This is a genomic window from Parasedimentitalea denitrificans (genome assembly GCF_011813015.1).
GTDB lineage: Bacteria > Pseudomonadota > Alphaproteobacteria > Rhodobacterales > Rhodobacteraceae > Parasedimentitalea > Parasedimentitalea denitrificans.
The window spans coordinates 112,907-131,281 of record NZ_QHLQ01000009.1 but is presented as its reverse complement, the minus strand read 5'-3'; the positions used below and the strand labels follow the sequence as shown (position 1 = coordinate 131,281).

Here is an 18,375-nt window from a genome sequence, read left to right as displayed (position 1 = left end):
ATGCTAATCGCGCTCGCCCTTGTCGCCCGACATGGGCGGGTCGCACTTGTACTGGGTTTACTGGCTGGACTGATCCTACCCGGCGTCGCCCAAATGCTGCGCCCCTGGCTGCCCCAGATGATCGCAGGCCTGCTGTTCCTCACCGCCTTTCGCATTGGTGCCAAGGCGGCGCTTGGCGGACTGGCGGATGGCATCACCACACTCAAAGCAACCTTGGTACTGCAACTGGCCCTGCCGCTGATCGCACTTGCCCTGTTCGTGGCACTGGGTGTAGCCGACACACCTGTCGCCGTCGCCCTTATCCTGATGCTCAGCGCGCCATCGGTTACCGGCAGCCCAAACATCACCCAGTTGCTCGGCCATGCACCGGAACCTGCCTTTCGCATTCTGATCCTTGGCACGGCACTTATGCCATTCACAGTGATCCCAATATTCGTGCTGTCCCCCGGACTAGGGGACTTCCGCGATGTCATGGCCGCCGCGCTACGCCTGATTGGTGCTATCGGCGTAACCGTCATAGCCGCTTTCCTATTGCGTCATTGGTTGGCCCCGACACTGAAACAGGAAAAAGCCATGGCGCTGGACGGGCTGACCACCCTTGCCCTCGCGGTGATCGTGGTTGGTTTGATGTCAGCCCTTGGCCCCGCCCTTACCCAAGACCCACTGTTGGTTCTGCAATGGCTGGTCGTGGTGATGGTCGCCAATCTGGGTCTGCAATATGTGACCTACCGCTGGCTGACCTTTCGTGGCCATCACACCGAAGCCGTGCCACTGGCGGTGGTATCGGGCAACCGCAACTTTGCCCTGTTTCTGATCGCCCTGCCCGCCAGTACCACCGATCCGTTGCTGATCTTTCTAGGTTGTTATCAGGTGCCCATGTACCTGACCGCAGTGCTAATGCGCAGGCTCTACGGGAAATCTCAAAATACCTCTTGAAGCTCTAGTGACTAGAGGTCGCATATAAGACTCATCCAAGATGAAGTGAGTCAAAACAGATGCCCAACACCGCAACCCCCCCCGCAGAAACTTTTGTTGAACTGACCACAACAACACCACTGCTGGACTATGAAACGCCTGCCATTCAATCCCTGATCAGGGATCGCGGCTGGCGGGGACTGTCACAATTCGATCAGATCGGTGCCCTGCATGACTATGTCCGCAACGAGATCCGATTTGGTTATAACCTCGCCGACACCACCAAGGCGTCACAGGTGCTCAGCGATGGTTATGGTCAGTGCAATACTAAAAGCGTGCTGATGATGGCGCTGCTGCGGGCGCTTGGACTGCCCTGCAAGATGCACGGCTTCACCATCACCAAGTCCTTGCAACGCGGCGTGGTGCCAGAACTGGCCTATCCGATCACCCCGCAGAACATCGTCCACAGTTGGGTCGAGGTCTGGTTTGATAACCGCTGGGTCAAGCTGGAAGGGTTCATTCTGGATGATGGGGTTCTATCAGCCCTGCAAAAGCAGTTCCCGGACCGCAATAGCCTGTGTGCTTTTGGCGCGGGCACTGACACGCTGCAACAGCCCGAGGTCAACTGGACCGGGGCCGACACCTATATCCAGCAAACAGGTATCAATCAGGACTTTGGCCTGTTCGACACGCCTGACCAGTTCTTTGCGAAACACCCACAAGAACTGACCGGGCTGCGCGGATTCATGTTCCGCAACTTGCTGCGCCATTGGATGAACACCCGCGTTCGGCGCATCAGAAACGGACACAGCTATTCATTGCCCAAGGGTGCTCTTGGAAATGGCTGAGCAAAGACCTGTGTTCACCCAAATCTGCCCAACCTCGGCGTCTACGCCGAGGTCACCTGCCCCCGCAGCCATCTGCCCAAATTTCCAGGTCAAAATACATTCAATTAGACCCCTGATCTAAAACAATTTTTACCTATTTCGTTAGCCGCCCGGAAAGGTTTGTTTTACAAGGTTTTCCGGGCAATCATGGCAGGAATTGGGCAATTTCGCCCAATTTGCCAGCAAAATGACACGATCCCGGCGCATTCGACCGGCACCTTGGTGGGACTCACTCTTGCTGCCACAAGGAGTTCACGGCCGTGCTTCACAACGAAATTGCAGACAGTCAGCATCAGGCGGATGAACTGCAATGCGGATTCAAACTGCTGCATGGTCAGTACCAAATCGAAAGCGCCCTTAGCAGTGGTGGTTTTGGCATCACCTATCTGGCGCGTGACAGCCTGGACCGTCGCGTCGTCATCAAGGAATGCTTTGCCGAGGGTATCTGCTATCGCACCGAAGGTTTGGTTGCGCCAATCGATCCCGCCTATGCCAAGCAATACAAAACCGTCCTGCGCCATTTTCTGCGCGAGGCCCAGTGGCTGGCGCGTTCGGTTCATCCTGGTATTGTCGGCATTCATCAGGTGTTCCGCGAAAACAATACTGCCTACATCGCGATGGAATTCGTCGATGGGGTTGATCTGGTCACCTTGCGTGAAGAGCAGCCCGAACGCATTACCGACACCCTGCTGCATGACATCCTGAAACAGGCACTCGGCACCCTCGCCTTTATCCATGACCTTGGCATTCTGCACCGGGACATCTCGCCAGACAACTTCCTGCTCAGCAGCGATGGCACTGTAACACTGATTGACTTTGGCGCCGCCACCGGTGGGCAAACGGATCAGGATGCGGTTCTGGACCCGATGCTGTCAGTCAAAGACGGCTATTCGGCCCACGAGCTGTATCAGCCCGACATGCCCCACAGACCATCCAGTGATCTGTACTCATTGGGCGCAACCCTGTCCTATCTGATAACCGGCGCGCCGCCGCCCATCAGCCAGCACCGGCTCGACGCGCTGTCGGCAGGTGATCCTGATCCCAGCCTCGCATTGCACAATGGCTACCCCGGTTTTGACCGGGCGTTTCTGTCTTCCGTCGACAAGGCATTGTCGGTTCTGCCCGGTGTCCGTTACCAGTCGGCCTCGGAATGGCTGGATGAACTAGAGACCGAAGCCCCCCAGTCGCGGCCAGTGCCAACGCGCGCGATCTTTACCCCGGATGTCGAGCCGATGAAGGTCGATGCCGACCTTGAGAACATGCTTGCCTCGTTGGTTGAAAACACCAACAGCGGTCTGGTTCCGGCGGGTCCGGAAACACCGAATAACCGCCGGCCCGAGGCAACCAACGAGAAGCCAGAACAGCCACGGCAACTGGTTGATATTTTTGGCGAGCCGATCAGCAATGTCGACCGCTGGCTGAAAGATCAGGACAAGACGTCCAAACGCAAGAAACCCGTCACACATGACGCCGTCGAACCCGATACTGCCGACCCGCAGAATGGCCACACCGGTAGACGCGGCTTTTCCAAATTCATCCCCTTTCCACTGCGTCGGATTTTTGGCGGCGCTCCCTCCCCACGCAACGACTAGCCCGCCGATAAGAGCGAAAAGGAACACCCATGAAGTTCATCAGAGACATCATTGCCGACAAGCGTGACCCAGCCATTCCGCACGGGGAACCTGTTGCGGACAACCGATCAGAACACGATCTCATGGCGTCGATCCTGTCGGAAACGAGCCCAGAGGAACCGGCTGCGGTGGCAAAACCCTTTCAGCTGGACAACAGTTTTCAGGTCTCGGAACCGCAGGTCGAAGAAACTGCATCGCTTGACCTGTCATTGGATCTGGCAGAAGACAGCGCGCCAACCGCTGATCAGGATGACTGGCAAAGTGATGACACCGACGATTTTGGCGGCTTGGACCTTAGCGCATTTGAAACGCCTGAAATTCCAGAACAGCCTGCGCCTGAACCTGCCGAACAGGCCGATCCGTTAAGCGACTTGTCGGATATCGACTTTGAACGTCTGACCGGATCCATCGCAGCCAAGGAAGAGCCTCAGCAGGACCGGCCGTTCAAACGGTTCACCAGATCACAAACCCGGATGCACACCCCAGAACCGGATACGCATGAAGAAGAGGCTGCGGCTTACGACGAGCCCGCAATGCAGCCGACAGAAGAGATCCGCCAGCCTGCTCCGCAACCTCAACATCCGGCCCCAATACGTCAGCAAGCTGAGGCTGTTGCCCCTACGCCAGTCGCGCCAAGACCCGTTGCACCGGCAGCGGTAGCTCCGGCACCCGTAGAGCCCGCGCCGCAAAAGGCAGCACCGGTGGCACCACAGCAGCCCGCCCCGATCGAGCCAGCACCGCAAGCCGCCGCCCCCGCGCAACCGATTGATGTCCCCTCACCCGCTATGGGTCGCGGATCCAGCAAGGCCGGCCGGGTCAAAACGCGGCTTCTGGGCTTTAACCCCGGTCAGGCAGCAGGCGCAGATCCCTTTGAGCGCAAGGAAGAAAAGGCCGACACCGGTTACACCCAATACCCCGTCGGATGGCTGGCGGTTGTCAGCGGTCCCGGACGTGGTGCCACCTTTACGCTGTACAGTGGCGTGACAATCATCGGCCGCGGCGAAGATCAGACCGTGCGGCTGGACTTTGGCGACAACAGCATTTCACGTGCCAATCATGCCGCCATTGCCTTTGATCCCGAGAAAAACAGCTTTTACATCGGTCACGGTGGCAAGGCCAATCTGGTGCGTCGCAATGACCGCCCGGTTCTAAGCACCGAGGAAATGGGCATGGGCGATCTGATCCGAATTGGCGAGACAACCCTGCGGTTTGTACCCCTGTGCGGGCCTGAGTTTGGCTGGAACACTGCGCAACAGAGCGAAGCCGGACATGCGTCCTGAGGTTCAGTTCGGATATGATGCCTCGACCGCGATAAGCCAAGGTCAGCGCGAACGGCAGGAAGATGCCGTCGCCTCGGACTTTCTGGCCGGAACCGGTTTGGGATTTGCGGTCTTGGCCGATGGCATGGGTGGTCATGCCGCCGGTGACATCGCCAGCAAGATCGTGGTCACCGAGGTGTTCAGCGAGCTGAAGTTCCGCGCCGATGCGCCGGAACAGCTGGAACAGCAGATCGCGCAGGCTTTATCCGCTGCGGCACATGCTGCCAATGAATGTGTCGGGCACTACGCCGACCAGAACGACCATGCCCATGGCATGGGGGCGACCTTGCTGGCGCCCGTTCTGTTTCAGGACCGGCTGTATTGGATCTCTATCGGCGACTCGCCGCTGTATCTGTTTCGCGACGGGCAACTGACACGGCTGAATGATGAACATTCGCTTGCCGCACATCTGGATGCTCGTGTCGCCGAGGGCTTGTTGTCGCCAGAAGAGGCCGACAACCATCCTGACCGGGCCTGCCTTACCTCGGTCCTGTCCGGTCAGGACATTGCCCGCATTGATTGTCAGAACAGGCCGCTAAACCTGCGTGACGGTGACATCGTGATCGCCGCTAGCGATGGTTTGCAATACCTCGAGGACAACGAAATTTCAGCCGTCCTGGCTGCCAACATAGACCAGTCCAGCACGGATATTGGTTCTGCCCTGATGGGGTGCTTAGACAGCCTGGACGACCCGGATCAGGACAACATCTCGTTCTGCGTGATCAAGGTATCCGATCAGCTCAAACCAGCCGAACAGGTTGCTACCCCCTGCAAGGCACCCAGCCCGCCGCCCTCTTCAAAACCCAAATCCAATACACTGACCATCATGGCCTCTGCCTCCAGATCCAACGGAACCACCTCTTTCCATATCGTGAATGGGGACAGCGCATGAGGCACTCGGAAGCTGCCAAAAGCCCTCTGTGCGGCCAATTAGAACAGGCCCTGAACCAAGAGAGCCTGCCGCAAGAGTACTTTGACTGGGGCAATCAGCTATTACGGCGGTTGGACAAGCCGGTGCAAGTCATGGTCATCGGTCATCCCGGCAGTGGCAAGTCTGCAGTGATTGACATGATGCTGGGGCAATCGGTGATTTCACGTCACGCCGACGCTCCCATTATCGAAGTCAGCTACGGCCCCGAGGACTGTGTTGAAATCGAAACCCGCGATGGTGGGACAAGCCGACACCCCGGCACTCTCGCCGACGTCCCCACCTCGCCGGACACAGTTCGGGTGCGCCAAGAACTGCCAGACACCCGCCTGCAGAACCACAGTTTTGTCGAGGTTTCACTCAACGGCTCGGATGAGCAAAACCACACAACCCTGCAACGCGCCGTGCGCCATGCGGATGTCATTCTATGGTGCAGCGAGACATTTGGCCCGACAGAGCAAAACCTGTGGGCCACCGTTCCGGATGAGAAAAAAGACCACAGCTTTCTGGTTCTGACCATGGCTGATCGCCAGCTCATGCGCGGAACCCTGACTGGCTTGCTGACTGACCTCGACGATTTCGCGGCCGAGGAGTTTCTTGGTGTTTATCCCTTGGCCACCGTTCAGGCCATCACCGCACAGACTGCCGGACAAACCGTCAACGCCGAGCTGTGGCAATCCAGCGGTGGCAAGCAACTGGCCAGCGATGTTCTGCGCCAAGTCGAACTAGGGCGTGCCTCGGATGTGGATCAGGCGGAAATGCTGGTGCGCCAGTTCGCCCCGAAAACTGAAGATCAGCAAGAGCAGCAAGCCGACACCGCCGCCAAAACAGAGCCCAAGCCCAAGAACACACCAACCGACGACCTGATGCACACTGCGTTGAATTTGCTGCAAGGACGCGCAAAGCAAATGCTGGCTGAAACCGACACCGCCGGTAACGCTGACGAGATCCTGTCGAGCTGCATGGATACGGTCAAAGACCTAACCCAGACCCTGCTCGCCTCTCAAAACCGTTCACCTGAGGTGCAGGCCGCGCTGGATGCTGCGCAGGACGGTGAAGAACTGTTGATCCTGTTTCAATTGGAACGCGGCGAAGATGCAGCCGTCGATGCGGTTACTTTATTGCTGCAATTAAAAAGGGAGATCGCAGATGGCATCGATCAATAATCCCCAACGCCATCCGGGCAGAACACTATGAACATGCAGCCACAGATCGACGGAATGACCAACATTCGCGCCGCCGCACGCCCAACCAATTTGAACGCCGGGATGGAACCCCTTGCCGCGCTTGCTGACCAAATGGCCGAGCTAGAGGGCGCGTTGGATGCGCTGGTAGATCAGTCTGGCGACAAGACGCAGCGCACTCTGTCGCGCCTGAAGAAAGAGCTCGCCAGTTTTGAGCCCTGCATCACCCTGCTGGGACAGGTAAAATCCGGCAAAACCTCGCTGGTCAATGCGATGGGCGGCTGGGCTGACCTGTTGCCGTCGGATGTAAACCCTTGGACGTCTGTCGTTACCTCCCTGCACCTGACTCCCGGCGATGACCGTGTCGAAACCAGCGCCCGTTTCCAGTTCATGACCGAAAAAGAGTGGGACCGCCTGCTGACCAAGGGGGGCCGCATTGGTGAAATGGCTGGCCGCGCGGGTGCCGAAAGTGAGTTGCAGAAGATCCAGACCCAGATCGAACAAATGCGCGAACGGTCACGCAACCGGCTGGGCCGCAAGTTTGAATTGCTGATGGGTCAGGCCCATGAATACGAGTATTTCGACAAGAACCTGATCGAACGTTACATCTGCCTTGGCGATGATTTTGACCAAGAGCCGGGAACGGACGGCACGGACAATCAAGGCCGGTTTGCCGATATCACCCGTTCTGCCGACCTGTACCTGAACAGCCAGTCGGTGCCCGTCCCGCTGTGCTTGCGCGACACGCCGGGTGTGAACGATACATTCATGATGCGCGAGCAGGTGACCATTCAGGCGATCCGCGACAGCCGCATCTGCGTGGTTGTTCTGTCGGCCAGCCAAGCATTGACCTCGGTTGATATGGGGCTGATCCGTATGATCTCGAACCTCAAATCGCGTGAGGTGGTGATCTTTGTGAACCGCATCGACGAACTGGCTGACCCGGCCCGACAGATCCCCGAGATTGAAACCAGCATCCGCCAGACGCTGGAAACGCATCATGGCCCCAAGGACGCTGAAATCATTTTCGGCAGCGCCTATTGGGCCGGTCGCGTTCTGACTGGTGAGCTAGAAGAAATGGATGGCGCCAGCGGTGCTGCCCTGCTGAACTGGGCCGAAGTCGGTCTGGAAACTGCCGACCCTGATCAATCCCCGCAAGACATGGCTTGGGAGCTGTCCGGCCTGCCTGCCCTGCTCCGGTCGATTTCCAACCGCATTGTTCAGGACCTTGGCACCCCATTGCTGGCCCGCGTTGCCAGTTCTGCGATCACCATGGCCACCGGACAACAGGCCGCGCATGCGGTTCTGGTCAACGGTCCCGATCAAGGGGCAACCCTGAGCATGCAGGACATTCAATCCCGGTTCCAACAGATCGCCACCTCGAACATGGCGGCGCTAGAGCATGACATCGACGAGGTGTTTGATGCCTTTCGTGACCGGGCTGATCGGGCCCACGCAACATTCATTGGCCGCGCCACCCATTCGCTGGTCGAACATCTGGAACGTTGGGGCGAAGGCAATGTTTGGGAATATGACCCGGCTGGCCTGCGACTGCTGCTAAAATCGGCCTATTCCGTCATGAGCAGCCGCGTACAATCGACGGCTCAGGCACGATATGAACAGGCCGTGCAGGAAACTGCAGGGCTGCTCTACGAGGGGTTTGGTTCAGCAGTTGAGGGTATCCAGATTTCTGTCCCCGAGGTGCCAGCGGTGCCCTCTCCGGTGGCGTTGGGCCAGACAATTGCGTTGGATTTCAATGACAACTGGTGGAGCTCATGGTGGCGCCGCACCCGTGGCTACAAGGCGTTTGTAAAGAGCTTCCAGCAGTTGATCTGCGGCGAGACTGAGGATTTCATGAACCAGCTCAAGCACGTACAGACGGCTGACACCCGCGCGGGCACACTTGCAAGCCTGAAAGTTTTCTTTGACGAACAGCGCAATATCTTAATGGAAATCGCGGATTACAGTCAGCAGGACCGGAATGTTCACGACCTATTCACCGGCCAGGGTTATCAAGATCAACAAAAGATAACGCAAACCGCGTTGAGCACCCTTGGAAAGTACACCGCATGACGCAAGAGACAGCCATGTCCAGCGCAGACAGCCAACCGACCGCGCCCAACCGCAAGCCGCGCCTTGCGCTTATGGGGGAATTCAGTGCCGGCAAAAGCACACTGACCAACCTGCTGGTCAGCCGTCAGATCCTGCCCACACGCGTGACCGCAACACGGCTGCCTCCGGTGTGGATTTCATACGGTGATGACGCGGCTTTTGTCGTGTCAACTGACGGCACCCAGACAGCGGCCAACTTCGATGATCTGGGTGATGTCGATATGGATACCACGGCGATGATCCGCCTGTTCTTCCCGTCTGACGCGCTAACACTATGTGATCTGATCGACATGCCGGGAATATCCGATCCCAATATGGACCCGTCAGTTTGGCAATCCCTGATGCCCGAGGTGGACGGGGTGATCTGGTGTACCCATGCGACACAGGCCTGGCGCCAGTCCGAGGCCGCCGTTTGGGAAAGCATTTCCGAGACGGTCTCTGGCCCCAACATTCTGCTGATCACCCATTTCGACAAACTGCGCACCGAGCGTGACCAAGGCCGGGTGGTTGCCCGTATCAGCAAGGAAACCGAAGGTCTGTTCGACAGGATCTTTCCGGTGTCCCTTAGCACTGCCATGGACGCAGGCGACGACGTAGAGGCCTGGAAGCGCAGTGGTGCCGACAAGCTGGTTGAATTCATGGTTGAAACGCTGCTCGACAGACCCGTGACCAATGTGACAGCAGCCAAGGACACGACAGTTCAAACACCTGATGAACGCTCGCCCGAGGAAATCGTGCAGGCAGAGGTGTTCGCAATTGATGAGATACGCGAAACCGCCGAACAGCCCCGCGTGGACCGAAGGAAACCCGCCTCGTCACCGGCTGGTGATTGTGTTGTTCCCCGACGCGTCAAAGCAGCCGGAGGTGGCCGACGGCGCACTGATCGTCAACCAAGACTGGAAGTTCGGGATGACCAAGGCTGATTTTCTTGCCCCCTCTCCCATGCTTCTAGGCATCTGCGGAGGCCAGACATGGACATAGCTGGTCGTCTTAACGCCCTGCGCGAAACCACACCCGGATGTGCTCTGGTTGCTTTTGGCGATCTCGGCACCCGGCTGGTTCTGCGCAGCAGTGCCGCAGGACAACAGCCGCAGGAATATCTTGACCAGCTCTGTGCTCAGGCTGCACATGGGTTTAGCCTTCAGGATGCTCTTGCAGATCAAACGCCGCTAGCCGGTGAAGACACCGCCGAAGTTATCGTCGTCACCCCGCAGGAAACCCGAGTGTACCTCCGTAATCCGAGTGCCTCGCAAGACACCGCAAACGATGCAATCCTTTGCGTCTGTGACAGCGAGCACAGCGCTCGCTCCCTTGTCCCTCCAGCAATGGCATTGCTGGGCGATCTGTCCGAGGGGCTGTGATGTCGCACTCAACCGCCCAACAGTTGACCGGACAGGATGACGCCTCTGTAGCGCTGAGAGAGGCGCTCGTTCGGCTATCGGGTGATGTGGCCGACCTGCACGCTGACCGACGCGCTGCGGCGGAAGGTCGGGCTAACCTGCTCCACAGCCTGCTGATTGAAATTGACGAAACCATGTTGCCCCGGCAACTGACCTTGTTCTTTGGTCAAGACGCAGTTGCCAAACTGCGTGTCGGACATCGCAGGCTCTTGTCGCTAGAGCTGACCAACGACACTGGCAATACACATCCGGTTGACGCGATCTCACCTGCGCAAACCTATGCGCAGCAGCTACAACAGCTGTCGGCCATGTATCAGAACACCGGTTTTCACATTACCCGGCGGGCCTGTGAAACTGGTATCGAAACACAAAGCTGCTCGGCGACACAGATCGCCGACTGCCTTGTACCGCAGGCACCGCAAGGCAGCCGTTTATCGCAGGTTCTTGCCAGCGTTAGTGCATTGGCTGAGGCCTGGGTTTTATTGGGTGAAGACAGCGCGCAACTCGGCAGCTCTGGACCTGAGACATTGACCGATAAGCTGACTGAACTGGCACGCGCCGACAAGGCAGCAAAGGCCAAAAGCGGACGCGCCCTGCGGATGCCCGAGATGATCCCCAGCTTTATGTTACTGACGATCTCCGGCGACACCAAGGTCATTATGTCCTGGGATCAGACAGAGACCCTGCTAATCGCCTTGCCTGCACAGCAGGTACCCGCAGCAAATGCAGCCTGGCACAAAGTCTTTTCTGCGTAGTAGCCAACGGCCCAACTGCACCACCATTCCTCTCGTTTGACCCAACCTGAACCCCGCTTTGCCGCTGGTCGCAAAGGGGTTTTCCGTTGACAAGGTTTGGCGTCGCGCAATACCATTAGCATGCAAACAATTTTCATTCACCTGAGGAGCTGCGATTTTGGCTTACTTTGCCCCAACCGCGCTGAACGACGCTTTGTCCCTGCTCGCCTCAGAGGACGTCAGCATCATTGCGGGGGGCTCTGATGTCTTTCCGGCACGGGGACAGGCTCCTATGCAAAACAGTCTGTTGGATGTCACCCGTATCGAAGGTCTGGCAGGATTGCAGTGGGGGCCGAATGGGCTGCGCATTGGGGCAGCCACCCGGTGGAGTGAAATAATCAAAGCGGATCTGCCAGACTGCTACGCCGGATTACAGGCAGCGGCGCGCACCATTGGCAGCGTGCAAATCCAGAATTCGGGTACGATTGCCGGAAACATTTGCAACGCCTCTCCAGCGGCGGATGGCATGCCACCGCTGATAACACTGGGCGCAACGGTTGAGATTACCGGCCCTGATGGGGTCCGCCGGATGCCAGTTGATGAGTTTGTAACCGGCCCACGCCAAACTCATTTGCGCGCCGGGGAGCTGGTGACTGCAATCCATGTCCCTCCCCTACCCGGCTATACCCGCGGTGCATTCGAAAAACTGGGCAGTCGCAGCTATCTGGTGATTTCCATCACTATGGTAGCAGTGGTGATTGGCTGTGACGCCACTGGGCGCATTGATTTCGCACGCGTCGCCGTGGGGGCCTGTTCGCCTGTTGCCAAACAGCTTACCGGGTTAGAGGCAGATCTGATCGGGAAAATGCCGCAGCAGATCCAGATCTCTACTGATCATCTGGCACCTCTCGCCCCAATCACAGACATTCGCGCCGATGCCGGATATCGGTTGGATGCCGTTGCCGAGCAGATCAAACGAGCCGTTGGCAAGGCTGCGATTTCAAATGGATAAGCGGATCGTGAACCCGATGACAGAATTTCGCCTGAACACCCAAACTGTCAGTGTCGCCCCACTAGCTGGAGAGCGCCTGTCGCAGACCCTGCGCGAGGGTCTGGGGCAGCTGGATGTCAAAGTGGGCTGTGACGCAGGCGATTGTGGGGCTTGCACGGTACTGATCGACGGGGCCCCGGTCTGTGCCTGCCTAACCCCAACCCATCAGGCCGAAGGGCGGCATGTTGAAACACTGGGTGGGCTGGCAAAACACGACCCCGACGCCCAGCGCCTGAGCGAGAGTTTTCAGAACCACGGCGCGGCGCAATGTGGGATTTGCACGCCTGGCATGATGGTCTCGGCTGTGGCCCTGCTGCGGGAAACACAGACGCCTTCACCTGATCAGGTGAAGGATGCGCTGGGCGGTGTGCTCTGTCGCTGTACCGGCTATCGCAAGATCATTGACGCGGTGGTGGCCAGTCCGTCAACCCAAACGGCCGAGGCTGGCGATGGCACTGTCGGCAGTTCGATCCCTAGGCTGGATGGCGTGGCCAAGGTCACGGGGACCGAAAATTTTGGCGACGATGTCGCGCCAGCCGATGCATTAGTGTTGCGGATCATTCGCTCCCCCTATGCTCGGGCGAGTTTTACCTTTGGCCATATTGACGATTGGCTAGCCAATACTCCCGGAGTTGAGGCGGTGCTGACCAGTTCGGATGTGCCGGGTCAGAACCTGTTTGGTGTCATTCCCGACTTTGTCGATCAGCCTGTATTTGCGGAGACCGAAACCCGGTTCCTAGGAGAAGCTGTTGCAGCCGTGGTTCTTTCACCCGACGCGGTGCAGGGTTTTGATGTCGAGGCATTCCCGGTGACATGGACCGAGCTGCCCAGCGCTGAGACCGTATCAGGTGCCACCGCCCCAAGTGCTCCGCAACTGCATCAACGGCGTGAGGGCAATGTGATGTGTGCCGGTTTTGTGCAACAAGGTGATGCATCGCAGGCCCTGTCGACAGCGGATACCTGTGTCGAGGGGCGCTTTCAGACCGGGTTTGTCGAACACGCCTATATCGAACCCGAAGCAGGCTTTGCCCAGATGGTCGATGGCCGTATCGAAGTACATGCCTGCACTCAGGCCCCAGTGATGGACCTAGAAGGGCTAGAGACCATATTGGGCATGGACCGCAAAGATATCCGCATCATACCCACAGGCGTTGGTGGCGGGTTCGGATCCAAACTGGATCTTTCGGTGCAGCCTTATCTGGCCTTGGCCGCATTGCATACTGGGCGGCCAGTTCGGATCGCCTATTCCCGTTCAGAATCGATGCAATCAACAACCAAGCGCCACCCCGCAGACATTCGCCTTACAATCAGCGCCAGCCAAGATGGGCGCATTCAGGGCATGGATTTCTCGGGGGATTTCAACACCGGCGCCTATGCCAGTTGGGGCCCGACCGTTTCCAACCGCGTTCCGGTGCACGCCTCTGGCCCCTACCGCGTCCCCAACTACCGGGCCGAAGCCCGCGCAATCCACACTCACAACCCGCCATCTGGGGCCTTTCGTGGTTTCGGAGTCCCCCAGGCTGCCATCGCACAGGAAAGTCTGTTTGATGAATTGGCAGACAAGCTGGGGATCGACCGGCTGCAGTTCCGCCTGCTGAACGCGCTGGAAAACAACACACCCACGGTTTGTGGTCAGGTGTTTGAACAGGGTGTCGGGGTCAAAGCTTGTTTGACCGCGATACAATCGGCTTGGGACAGCGAGCGTACCGCCGCAGCTAGTTATAATTCGACAAACAGGGTCCAAAAGCGCGGTGTTGGCATCGCAGCAGGCTGGTACGGCTGTGGCAATACCTCACTTCCCAACCCATCGACCATCAAATCCGGCATCCGGGCTGACGGCTCTGTGGTGCTGCATCAGGGGGCGATGGATATCGGTCAGGGTGCCAACACCGTCATCACCCAGATTTTTGCCAAGGCGCTGGGCATTGACGTTCAACAAATCAAACTAATCGGCGCCGACACTGACGTCACACCAGATGCCGGCAAGACTTCGGCCTCGCGCCAGACCTATGTGTCGGGTAGTGCTGCGCGGCTATCTGGCCTAGCCCTGCGCGCCGCGATCTTGCAGCGGGTCAACGCCAGTGACAGCGCAAAGCTAGAGTTCGGCAACGGAGCAATCCGGGTTATCGACGCAGCAAGCGAGCATGTGATCGACCTGTCACTGCTGCCCTATGATGCCCACGGCTACGTGTTTGGCGCGCAGGAAACCTATGACCCACCGACCAAGCCGCTGGATGAAAACGGACAGGGTGTGCCCTATGCCCAGTTTGGCTATTGCGCACAGCTGGTTGTGGTCGAGGTAGACACTGCGCTGGGCACTGTGACGCCGGTCAAATTTGTTGCAGCCCATGACGTGGGCAAGGCGATCAACCCCTTGCTGGTCGAGGGTCAGGTCGAAGGCGGCATTGCGCAGGGCCTCGGCATGGCGCTGATGGAAGAATACATCCCCGGTCGCACTGAAAACCTGCATGACTATCTGATCCCCACCATCGGGGATATTCCGCCCATAGAAACCATCATAATCGAGGAACCGGATGCGCATGGCCCATACGGCGCCAAGGGTTTGGGAGAGCATGTGCTGATCCCCACCACTCCGGCAATTTTGAACGCGATCAAAGACGCTACCGGTGCGCGCCTAACACAAATTCCCGCCACACCCGCTCGGGTTCGGGCTGCACTAAAGGAGCTGGCCGATGACAACTGAGCGCGTAAAGCCCGAGAAAATCCGCTGTGACGCCTGCCCGGTGATGTGTTTTATCGCGGACGGTAAAATCGGTGCCTGTGATCGCTATGCCAACCACGGTGGTGATCTGGTACGGCTGGATGCGCTGACCATCATTGAAAACACCAGCCAAAAGCTGGTGCCGTTCATGAAGGATAGCCAGCCCGATGATTGGGACGGTAACATCGTTCAGGGCGACCGACCGTTTGTAACAGCGGTTGGCGCTGGCACCACCTACCCCGATTACAAACCCGCTCCGTTCATTGTGAGCCAGGAAATCGACGGCGTTGATATGGTCACCGTGGTGACCGAGGGCATTTTCTCGTACTGCGGGGTGAAGGTGAAGATCGACACTGATCGTCATATCGGCCACGAGCGTGACGTGGTGCGGGTGAATGGCGAACCCATCGGCCATGTGATGACCAGCGAATATGGCTCGAAAATGTTGTCGCTGGGCGGTGTAGAGCATCTGACCGGAGGGTCCAAGAAAGAAGGCCGTGTGACCTGCGATGCCTTGTTGCGGCTGTGCAATCGCGACCCGGTGGAAATGGTGATTGGCGACGAAGACCACCAGACAACTGTGGTGGTCGAGGCGGGCAAGCCCCCCATCGTGAACGGTGTGACCGAGAAATTGATGCGGGTTGGTTGTGGATCGGCCACCATTGGCATGTTCCCCAAACAATGGCTCGGCCATGTGGACGAGGTGGTGGTGGTTGATGACCATATCACCGGCGTTTTGTCCGAACACCAGACCGGCAAGGAACTGAACGTTCCCCCCACTGGCATCAAGATATTGGGACGGCGATCAACGCCCGGTCGCTATTTCCAGGTGGCCAGTCCCGGCACCGGCTGGGGTGGTACGGATATCGAGGATCCGCTGACCATTCTGGGGCCGTTTAATCCCAAAGTGGCCTGGGAAGGGCTGACCCTACTGATGGTGTCGACCACCGGCGAGCAGTACGGGTACTTTGTTCTGGATGCTGATCTGGTGCCACAAGAGGCTGAAATCCCCACCCGGCTCAGAGCCTCGGCAGATCTGATCGCAGAAAACTGTGAACCATCGGTCTGTTCAGTTCTGTTCATGGGCGGCGCAGGTGGCAGTCTACGCGCTGGGGTGACGGAAAACCCAGTGCGACTGACCCGATCCGTCAAGGACTCGCTGACCTTTGTGTCCTGCGGTGGCGCCGAGAGCTATGTCTGGCCCGGCGGTGGCATCACCGTGATGGTGGATGTGCTGGATATGCCAACCGGGTCGTTTGGATATGTCCCAACCCCGGCTCTGGTGGCCCCGATTGAGTTCACCATGCGGGTTGCCGACTATGAAACACTGGGCGGACATATGGGGGAGATCAAAAAAGTCTCATCCATCGTGTCAGACCAGACCCGCCGGGTGACGCAGGTCGAAAGCCAGCCGGACCCGATGGATCACACCAACTATCGCTGGGCCAAGGAGCGCCGGTGATGGGTCCAGCTGCCCGCATATTGCCCTGTGGCACCCGGCTGCATTTGCAGCATGGGCCAATCGACCTGGTGATTGGCGCGGATGGAGATCGCAAGGTTGCCTTTGCTGCAGCGGAGGCTCGGTTTGAAACTGTGCTGGAAGAACTGGTGATGGAACTGCCTTTGTTGCAATCACAGATCACTAGGCACTCCCCCTCTCCTAACGGGACCATTGCCAGGCGCATGGATCAGGCCATCCGCCCCCATTGCCAGACCTTTGTTACACCGATGGCTGCGGTGGCTGGTGCGGTGGCGGATACTGTTCTTGAGGCGATGCGTGTCGCAACGCCGATACAGCGCGCATATGTCAACAATGGCGGCGACATTGCCCTGCACCTTGGCCCGGGTCAAACGTTTGTCACTGCAATGAACGATCATCAGGGCCAAGATCTGGGGCGGATCGACATTTCCCATGCCAGCGGAGTTGGTGGCATTGCCACCTCAGGCCGACATGGGCGCAGCCTGTCGCTAGGGATAGCGGACAGTGTGACGGTGCTGGCCAAGACTGCCGCGCAGGCAGATGCCGCCGCCACATTGATTGCCAATGCAGTGGACCTGCCCGGCCACCTTGCCATTTACCGACAGCCTGCCAGTGACCTGCAAGATGACAGCGATCTGGGTGAGCAGTTGGTGGTGACTGGTTGCGACACCTTATCAGACGGCGACATTCACGCGGCGCTAGACGCCGGAGAACGCAGAGCGCTGGAAATGCAGCGCGAAAATCACATCATCACCGCCGCTCTGTACCTGCAAGGACACTGCCGGTTGGTTGGAAACACCGGGTTTACCCCTTCAGTTAGGACGCAGCTTTATGCCTGATCTTATCATTCGCAAAATCATCTCCTCGCGTGAGGAAATCTATCACGAGGGCGGCCCCGTCGTAGATACCCCGCTGCTGCGTGGCTCTATCATGGCGATCATCCAGAACCCCTTTGCCGGGAAGTATGAGCCTGAAATCCAAGGCTTTATGGAAGATCTGAAGCCATTGGGGTTGGAAATGGCACAACGGTTGCTGGACATGCTGGGCGGGCCGGACAAGATCGAGGGCTACGGCAAGGGATCGCTGGTCGGTGAAGGTGGCGAACTGGAGCACGGTGCGCTGTGGCATGCGCCGGGCGGCTATGCGATGCGGCAATTGCTTGGCACCGCAAACGCCATTGTGCCATCGTCGAAAAAGGTAGGCGGCGTTGGCGCACGGCTGGATGTGCCGATCACCCATGTGAATGCCGCCTATGTGCGCAGCCATTTCGATTCAATGGAGGTAGGCTGCAACGATGCGCCGCGCGCGAATGAACTGGCCTTTGCGCTGGTGATGACAACCGGGCCACGGGTGCATTCACGGTCAGGCGGGTTAGAGGCCTGGGATATTAAAGGAGAGGATGGGTTACGATGACTGCCAAAATTCGCAAAATCGCGGTGAACGTCGAAGAAGTACATTCCGAAATCGGTCGTGTGATCAACCCGCCCACCCGCAAGGCGGTGGCTGTTGCGGTGATCGAAAACCCCTTTGCCCGGCAATACCAAGAGGATCTGTCAGACCTGATGGAAATCGGCGCTGAGCTGGGCGGCTTACTGGGCGAAAAGTGCGTTGCAGCACTGGGCATCACCCCGGAACAGGCTGAAAGTTATGGCAAATCAGCGATGGTTGGTGAAAACGGCGAGCTGGAACATGCCGCTGCCATCCTACACCCGCAACTGGGCGCGCCATTGCGCAAGGCGGTTGAAAAAGGTGCCGCGTTGGTTCCGTCATCGAAGAAAATGGGCAGCCCCGGTCAGGTGTTGGATGTGCCGCTGGGCCACAAAGATGCTGCCTATGTTCGCAGTCATTTTGATGGGATCGAGGTCCGCCTGAACGATGCCCCGCGGGCCAATGAGATCATGGTGGCCGTGGCGGTAACAGATAGTGGTCGACCACTGCCGCGCGTGGGCGGACTGACGACGGAAGAGGCGATTGGCGAGGATGGATTGCGGTAGGTTTTGCCGCGCTTCGCG

General features: G+C 58.3%; 16 protein-coding genes. All 16 read left to right on the top strand.

Features of this window, described 5'->3' with window-relative positions; translation table 11 throughout:
- The 16 genes from DL239_RS11125 to DL239_RS11050 all read left to right on the top strand — a co-directional run bounded on the left by DL239_RS11125 (position 1) and on the right by DL239_RS11050 (position 18,357).
- Positions 1-936, top strand: coding sequence for a hypothetical protein (locus DL239_RS11125; RefSeq protein ID WP_167684170.1), 936 nt, complete (start codon positions 1-3; stop codon positions 934-936).
- A gap of 59 nt (positions 937-995) precedes the next feature.
- On the top strand, positions 996-1,763 hold the full coding sequence (locus DL239_RS11120) for a transglutaminase-like domain-containing protein (RefSeq protein WP_167684169.1): 768 nt from the start codon (positions 996-998) through the stop codon (positions 1,761-1,763).
- A 299-nt stretch (positions 1,764-2,062) separates the two neighbouring features.
- Positions 2,063-3,394 carry a serine/threonine protein kinase gene (locus tag DL239_RS11115; protein WP_167684168.1) on the top strand — a complete coding sequence of 444 codons (1,332 nt, stop codon included), beginning with the start codon at positions 2,063-2,065 and terminating at the stop codon, positions 3,392-3,394.
- A gap of 29 nt (positions 3,395-3,423) precedes the next feature.
- Complete coding sequence (locus tag DL239_RS21670; protein ID WP_240931840.1) at positions 3,424-4,713, top strand: FHA domain-containing protein; 1,290 nt, start codon at positions 3,424-3,426, stop codon at positions 4,711-4,713.
- Positions 4,703-5,644, top strand: a complete 942-nt coding sequence (locus DL239_RS11105; RefSeq protein ID WP_167684167.1) for a PP2C family protein-serine/threonine phosphatase — start codon at positions 4,703-4,705, stop codon at positions 5,642-5,644. Before DL239_RS21670 ends, DL239_RS11105 begins: the two co-directional genes overlap by 11 nt.
- Complete coding sequence (locus tag DL239_RS11100) at positions 5,641-6,846, top strand: hypothetical protein (protein WP_167684166.1); 1,206 nt, start codon at positions 5,641-5,643, stop codon at positions 6,844-6,846. Before DL239_RS11105 ends, DL239_RS11100 begins: the two co-directional genes overlap by 4 nt.
- Before the next feature lie 27 nt (positions 6,847-6,873).
- Positions 6,874-8,937 (top strand): dynamin family protein, encoded by a 2,064-nt coding sequence (locus tag DL239_RS11095; RefSeq protein ID WP_167684165.1) that lies wholly within the window; start codon positions 6,874-6,876, stop codon positions 8,935-8,937.
- Positions 8,934-9,899, top strand: a complete 966-nt coding sequence (locus tag DL239_RS11090) for a dynamin family protein (protein ID WP_167684164.1) — start codon at positions 8,934-8,936, stop codon at positions 9,897-9,899. The genes DL239_RS11095 and DL239_RS11090 overlap by 4 nt, the downstream gene beginning before the upstream one ends.
- Positions 9,900-9,947: 48 nt before the next feature.
- Positions 9,948-10,337 carry a hypothetical protein gene (locus tag DL239_RS11085; RefSeq protein WP_167684163.1) on the top strand — a complete coding sequence of 130 codons (390 nt, stop codon included), beginning with the start codon at positions 9,948-9,950 and terminating at the stop codon, positions 10,335-10,337.
- The gene (locus DL239_RS11080) at positions 10,337-11,131 is read left to right on the top strand and encodes a hypothetical protein (protein ID WP_167684162.1); all 795 of its coding nucleotides are present in this window, start codon (positions 10,337-10,339) and stop codon (positions 11,129-11,131) included. Before DL239_RS11085 ends, DL239_RS11080 begins: the two co-directional genes overlap by 1 nt.
- Before the next feature lie 157 nt (positions 11,132-11,288).
- Positions 11,289-12,122, top strand: a complete 834-nt coding sequence (locus DL239_RS11075) for an FAD binding domain-containing protein (protein ID WP_167684161.1) — start codon at positions 11,289-11,291, stop codon at positions 12,120-12,122.
- Positions 12,115-14,865, top strand: a complete 2,751-nt coding sequence (locus DL239_RS11070; RefSeq protein WP_167684160.1) for a molybdopterin-dependent oxidoreductase — start codon at positions 12,115-12,117, stop codon at positions 14,863-14,865. The genes DL239_RS11075 and DL239_RS11070 overlap by 8 nt, the downstream gene beginning before the upstream one ends.
- Entirely contained in the window at positions 14,855-16,345 is a 1,491-nt protein-coding gene (locus DL239_RS11065; protein WP_167684159.1) for a 6-hydroxynicotinate reductase, read from the top strand. Before DL239_RS11070 ends, DL239_RS11065 begins: the two co-directional genes overlap by 11 nt.
- Positions 16,345-17,202, top strand: coding sequence for a UPF0280 family protein (locus DL239_RS11060; RefSeq protein ID WP_206188427.1), 858 nt, complete (start codon positions 16,345-16,347; stop codon positions 17,200-17,202). The genes DL239_RS11065 and DL239_RS11060 overlap by 1 nt, the downstream gene beginning before the upstream one ends.
- Entirely contained in the window at positions 17,195-17,776 is a 582-nt protein-coding gene (locus tag DL239_RS11055) for an amino acid synthesis family protein (RefSeq protein WP_167684157.1), read from the top strand. The genes DL239_RS11060 and DL239_RS11055 overlap by 8 nt, the downstream gene beginning before the upstream one ends.
- A complete protein-coding gene (locus DL239_RS11050) occupies positions 17,773-18,357 on the top strand; it encodes an amino acid synthesis family protein (RefSeq protein WP_167684156.1) in 585 nt (194 codons plus the stop codon). Before DL239_RS11055 ends, DL239_RS11050 begins: the two co-directional genes overlap by 4 nt.
- Positions 18,358-18,375: the final 18 nt, after the last annotated feature.

What these genes read in the sequence shown, in the direction of transcription:
- DL239_RS11055 (WP_167684157.1), top strand. Translation starts at nt 17,195, where the DNA reads ATGCCTGATCTTATCATTCGCAAAATCATCTCCTCGCGTGAGGAAATC.
- DL239_RS11120 (WP_167684169.1), top strand. Translation starts at nt 996, where the DNA reads ATGCCCAACACCGCAACCCCCCCCGCAGAAACTTTTGTTGAACTGACC.
- DL239_RS11060 (WP_206188427.1), top strand. Translation starts at nt 16,345, where the DNA reads ATGGGTCCAGCTGCCCGCATATTGCCCTGTGGCACCCGGCTGCATTTG.
- DL239_RS11080 (WP_167684162.1), top strand. Translation starts at nt 10,337, where the DNA reads ATGTCGCACTCAACCGCCCAACAGTTGACCGGACAGGATGACGCCTCT.
- DL239_RS11065 (WP_167684159.1), top strand. Translation starts at nt 14,855, where the DNA reads ATGACAACTGAGCGCGTAAAGCCCGAGAAAATCCGCTGTGACGCCTGC.
- DL239_RS11085 (WP_167684163.1), top strand. Translation starts at nt 9,948, where the DNA reads ATGGACATAGCTGGTCGTCTTAACGCCCTGCGCGAAACCACACCCGGA.
- DL239_RS11090 (WP_167684164.1), top strand. Translation starts at nt 8,934, where the DNA reads ATGACGCAAGAGACAGCCATGTCCAGCGCAGACAGCCAACCGACCGCG.
- DL239_RS11095 (WP_167684165.1), top strand. Translation starts at nt 6,874, where the DNA reads ATGAACATGCAGCCACAGATCGACGGAATGACCAACATTCGCGCCGCC.
- DL239_RS11125 (WP_167684170.1), top strand. Translation starts at nt 1, where the DNA reads ATGCTAATCGCGCTCGCCCTTGTCGCCCGACATGGGCGGGTCGCACTT.
- DL239_RS11100 (WP_167684166.1), top strand. Translation starts at nt 5,641, where the DNA reads ATGAGGCACTCGGAAGCTGCCAAAAGCCCTCTGTGCGGCCAATTAGAA.
- DL239_RS21670 (WP_240931840.1), top strand. Translation starts at nt 3,424, where the DNA reads ATGAAGTTCATCAGAGACATCATTGCCGACAAGCGTGACCCAGCCATT.
- DL239_RS11105 (WP_167684167.1), top strand. Translation starts at nt 4,703, where the DNA reads ATGCGTCCTGAGGTTCAGTTCGGATATGATGCCTCGACCGCGATAAGC.
- DL239_RS11070 (WP_167684160.1), top strand. Translation starts at nt 12,115, where the DNA reads ATGGATAAGCGGATCGTGAACCCGATGACAGAATTTCGCCTGAACACC.
- DL239_RS11050 (WP_167684156.1), top strand. Translation starts at nt 17,773, where the DNA reads ATGACTGCCAAAATTCGCAAAATCGCGGTGAACGTCGAAGAAGTACAT.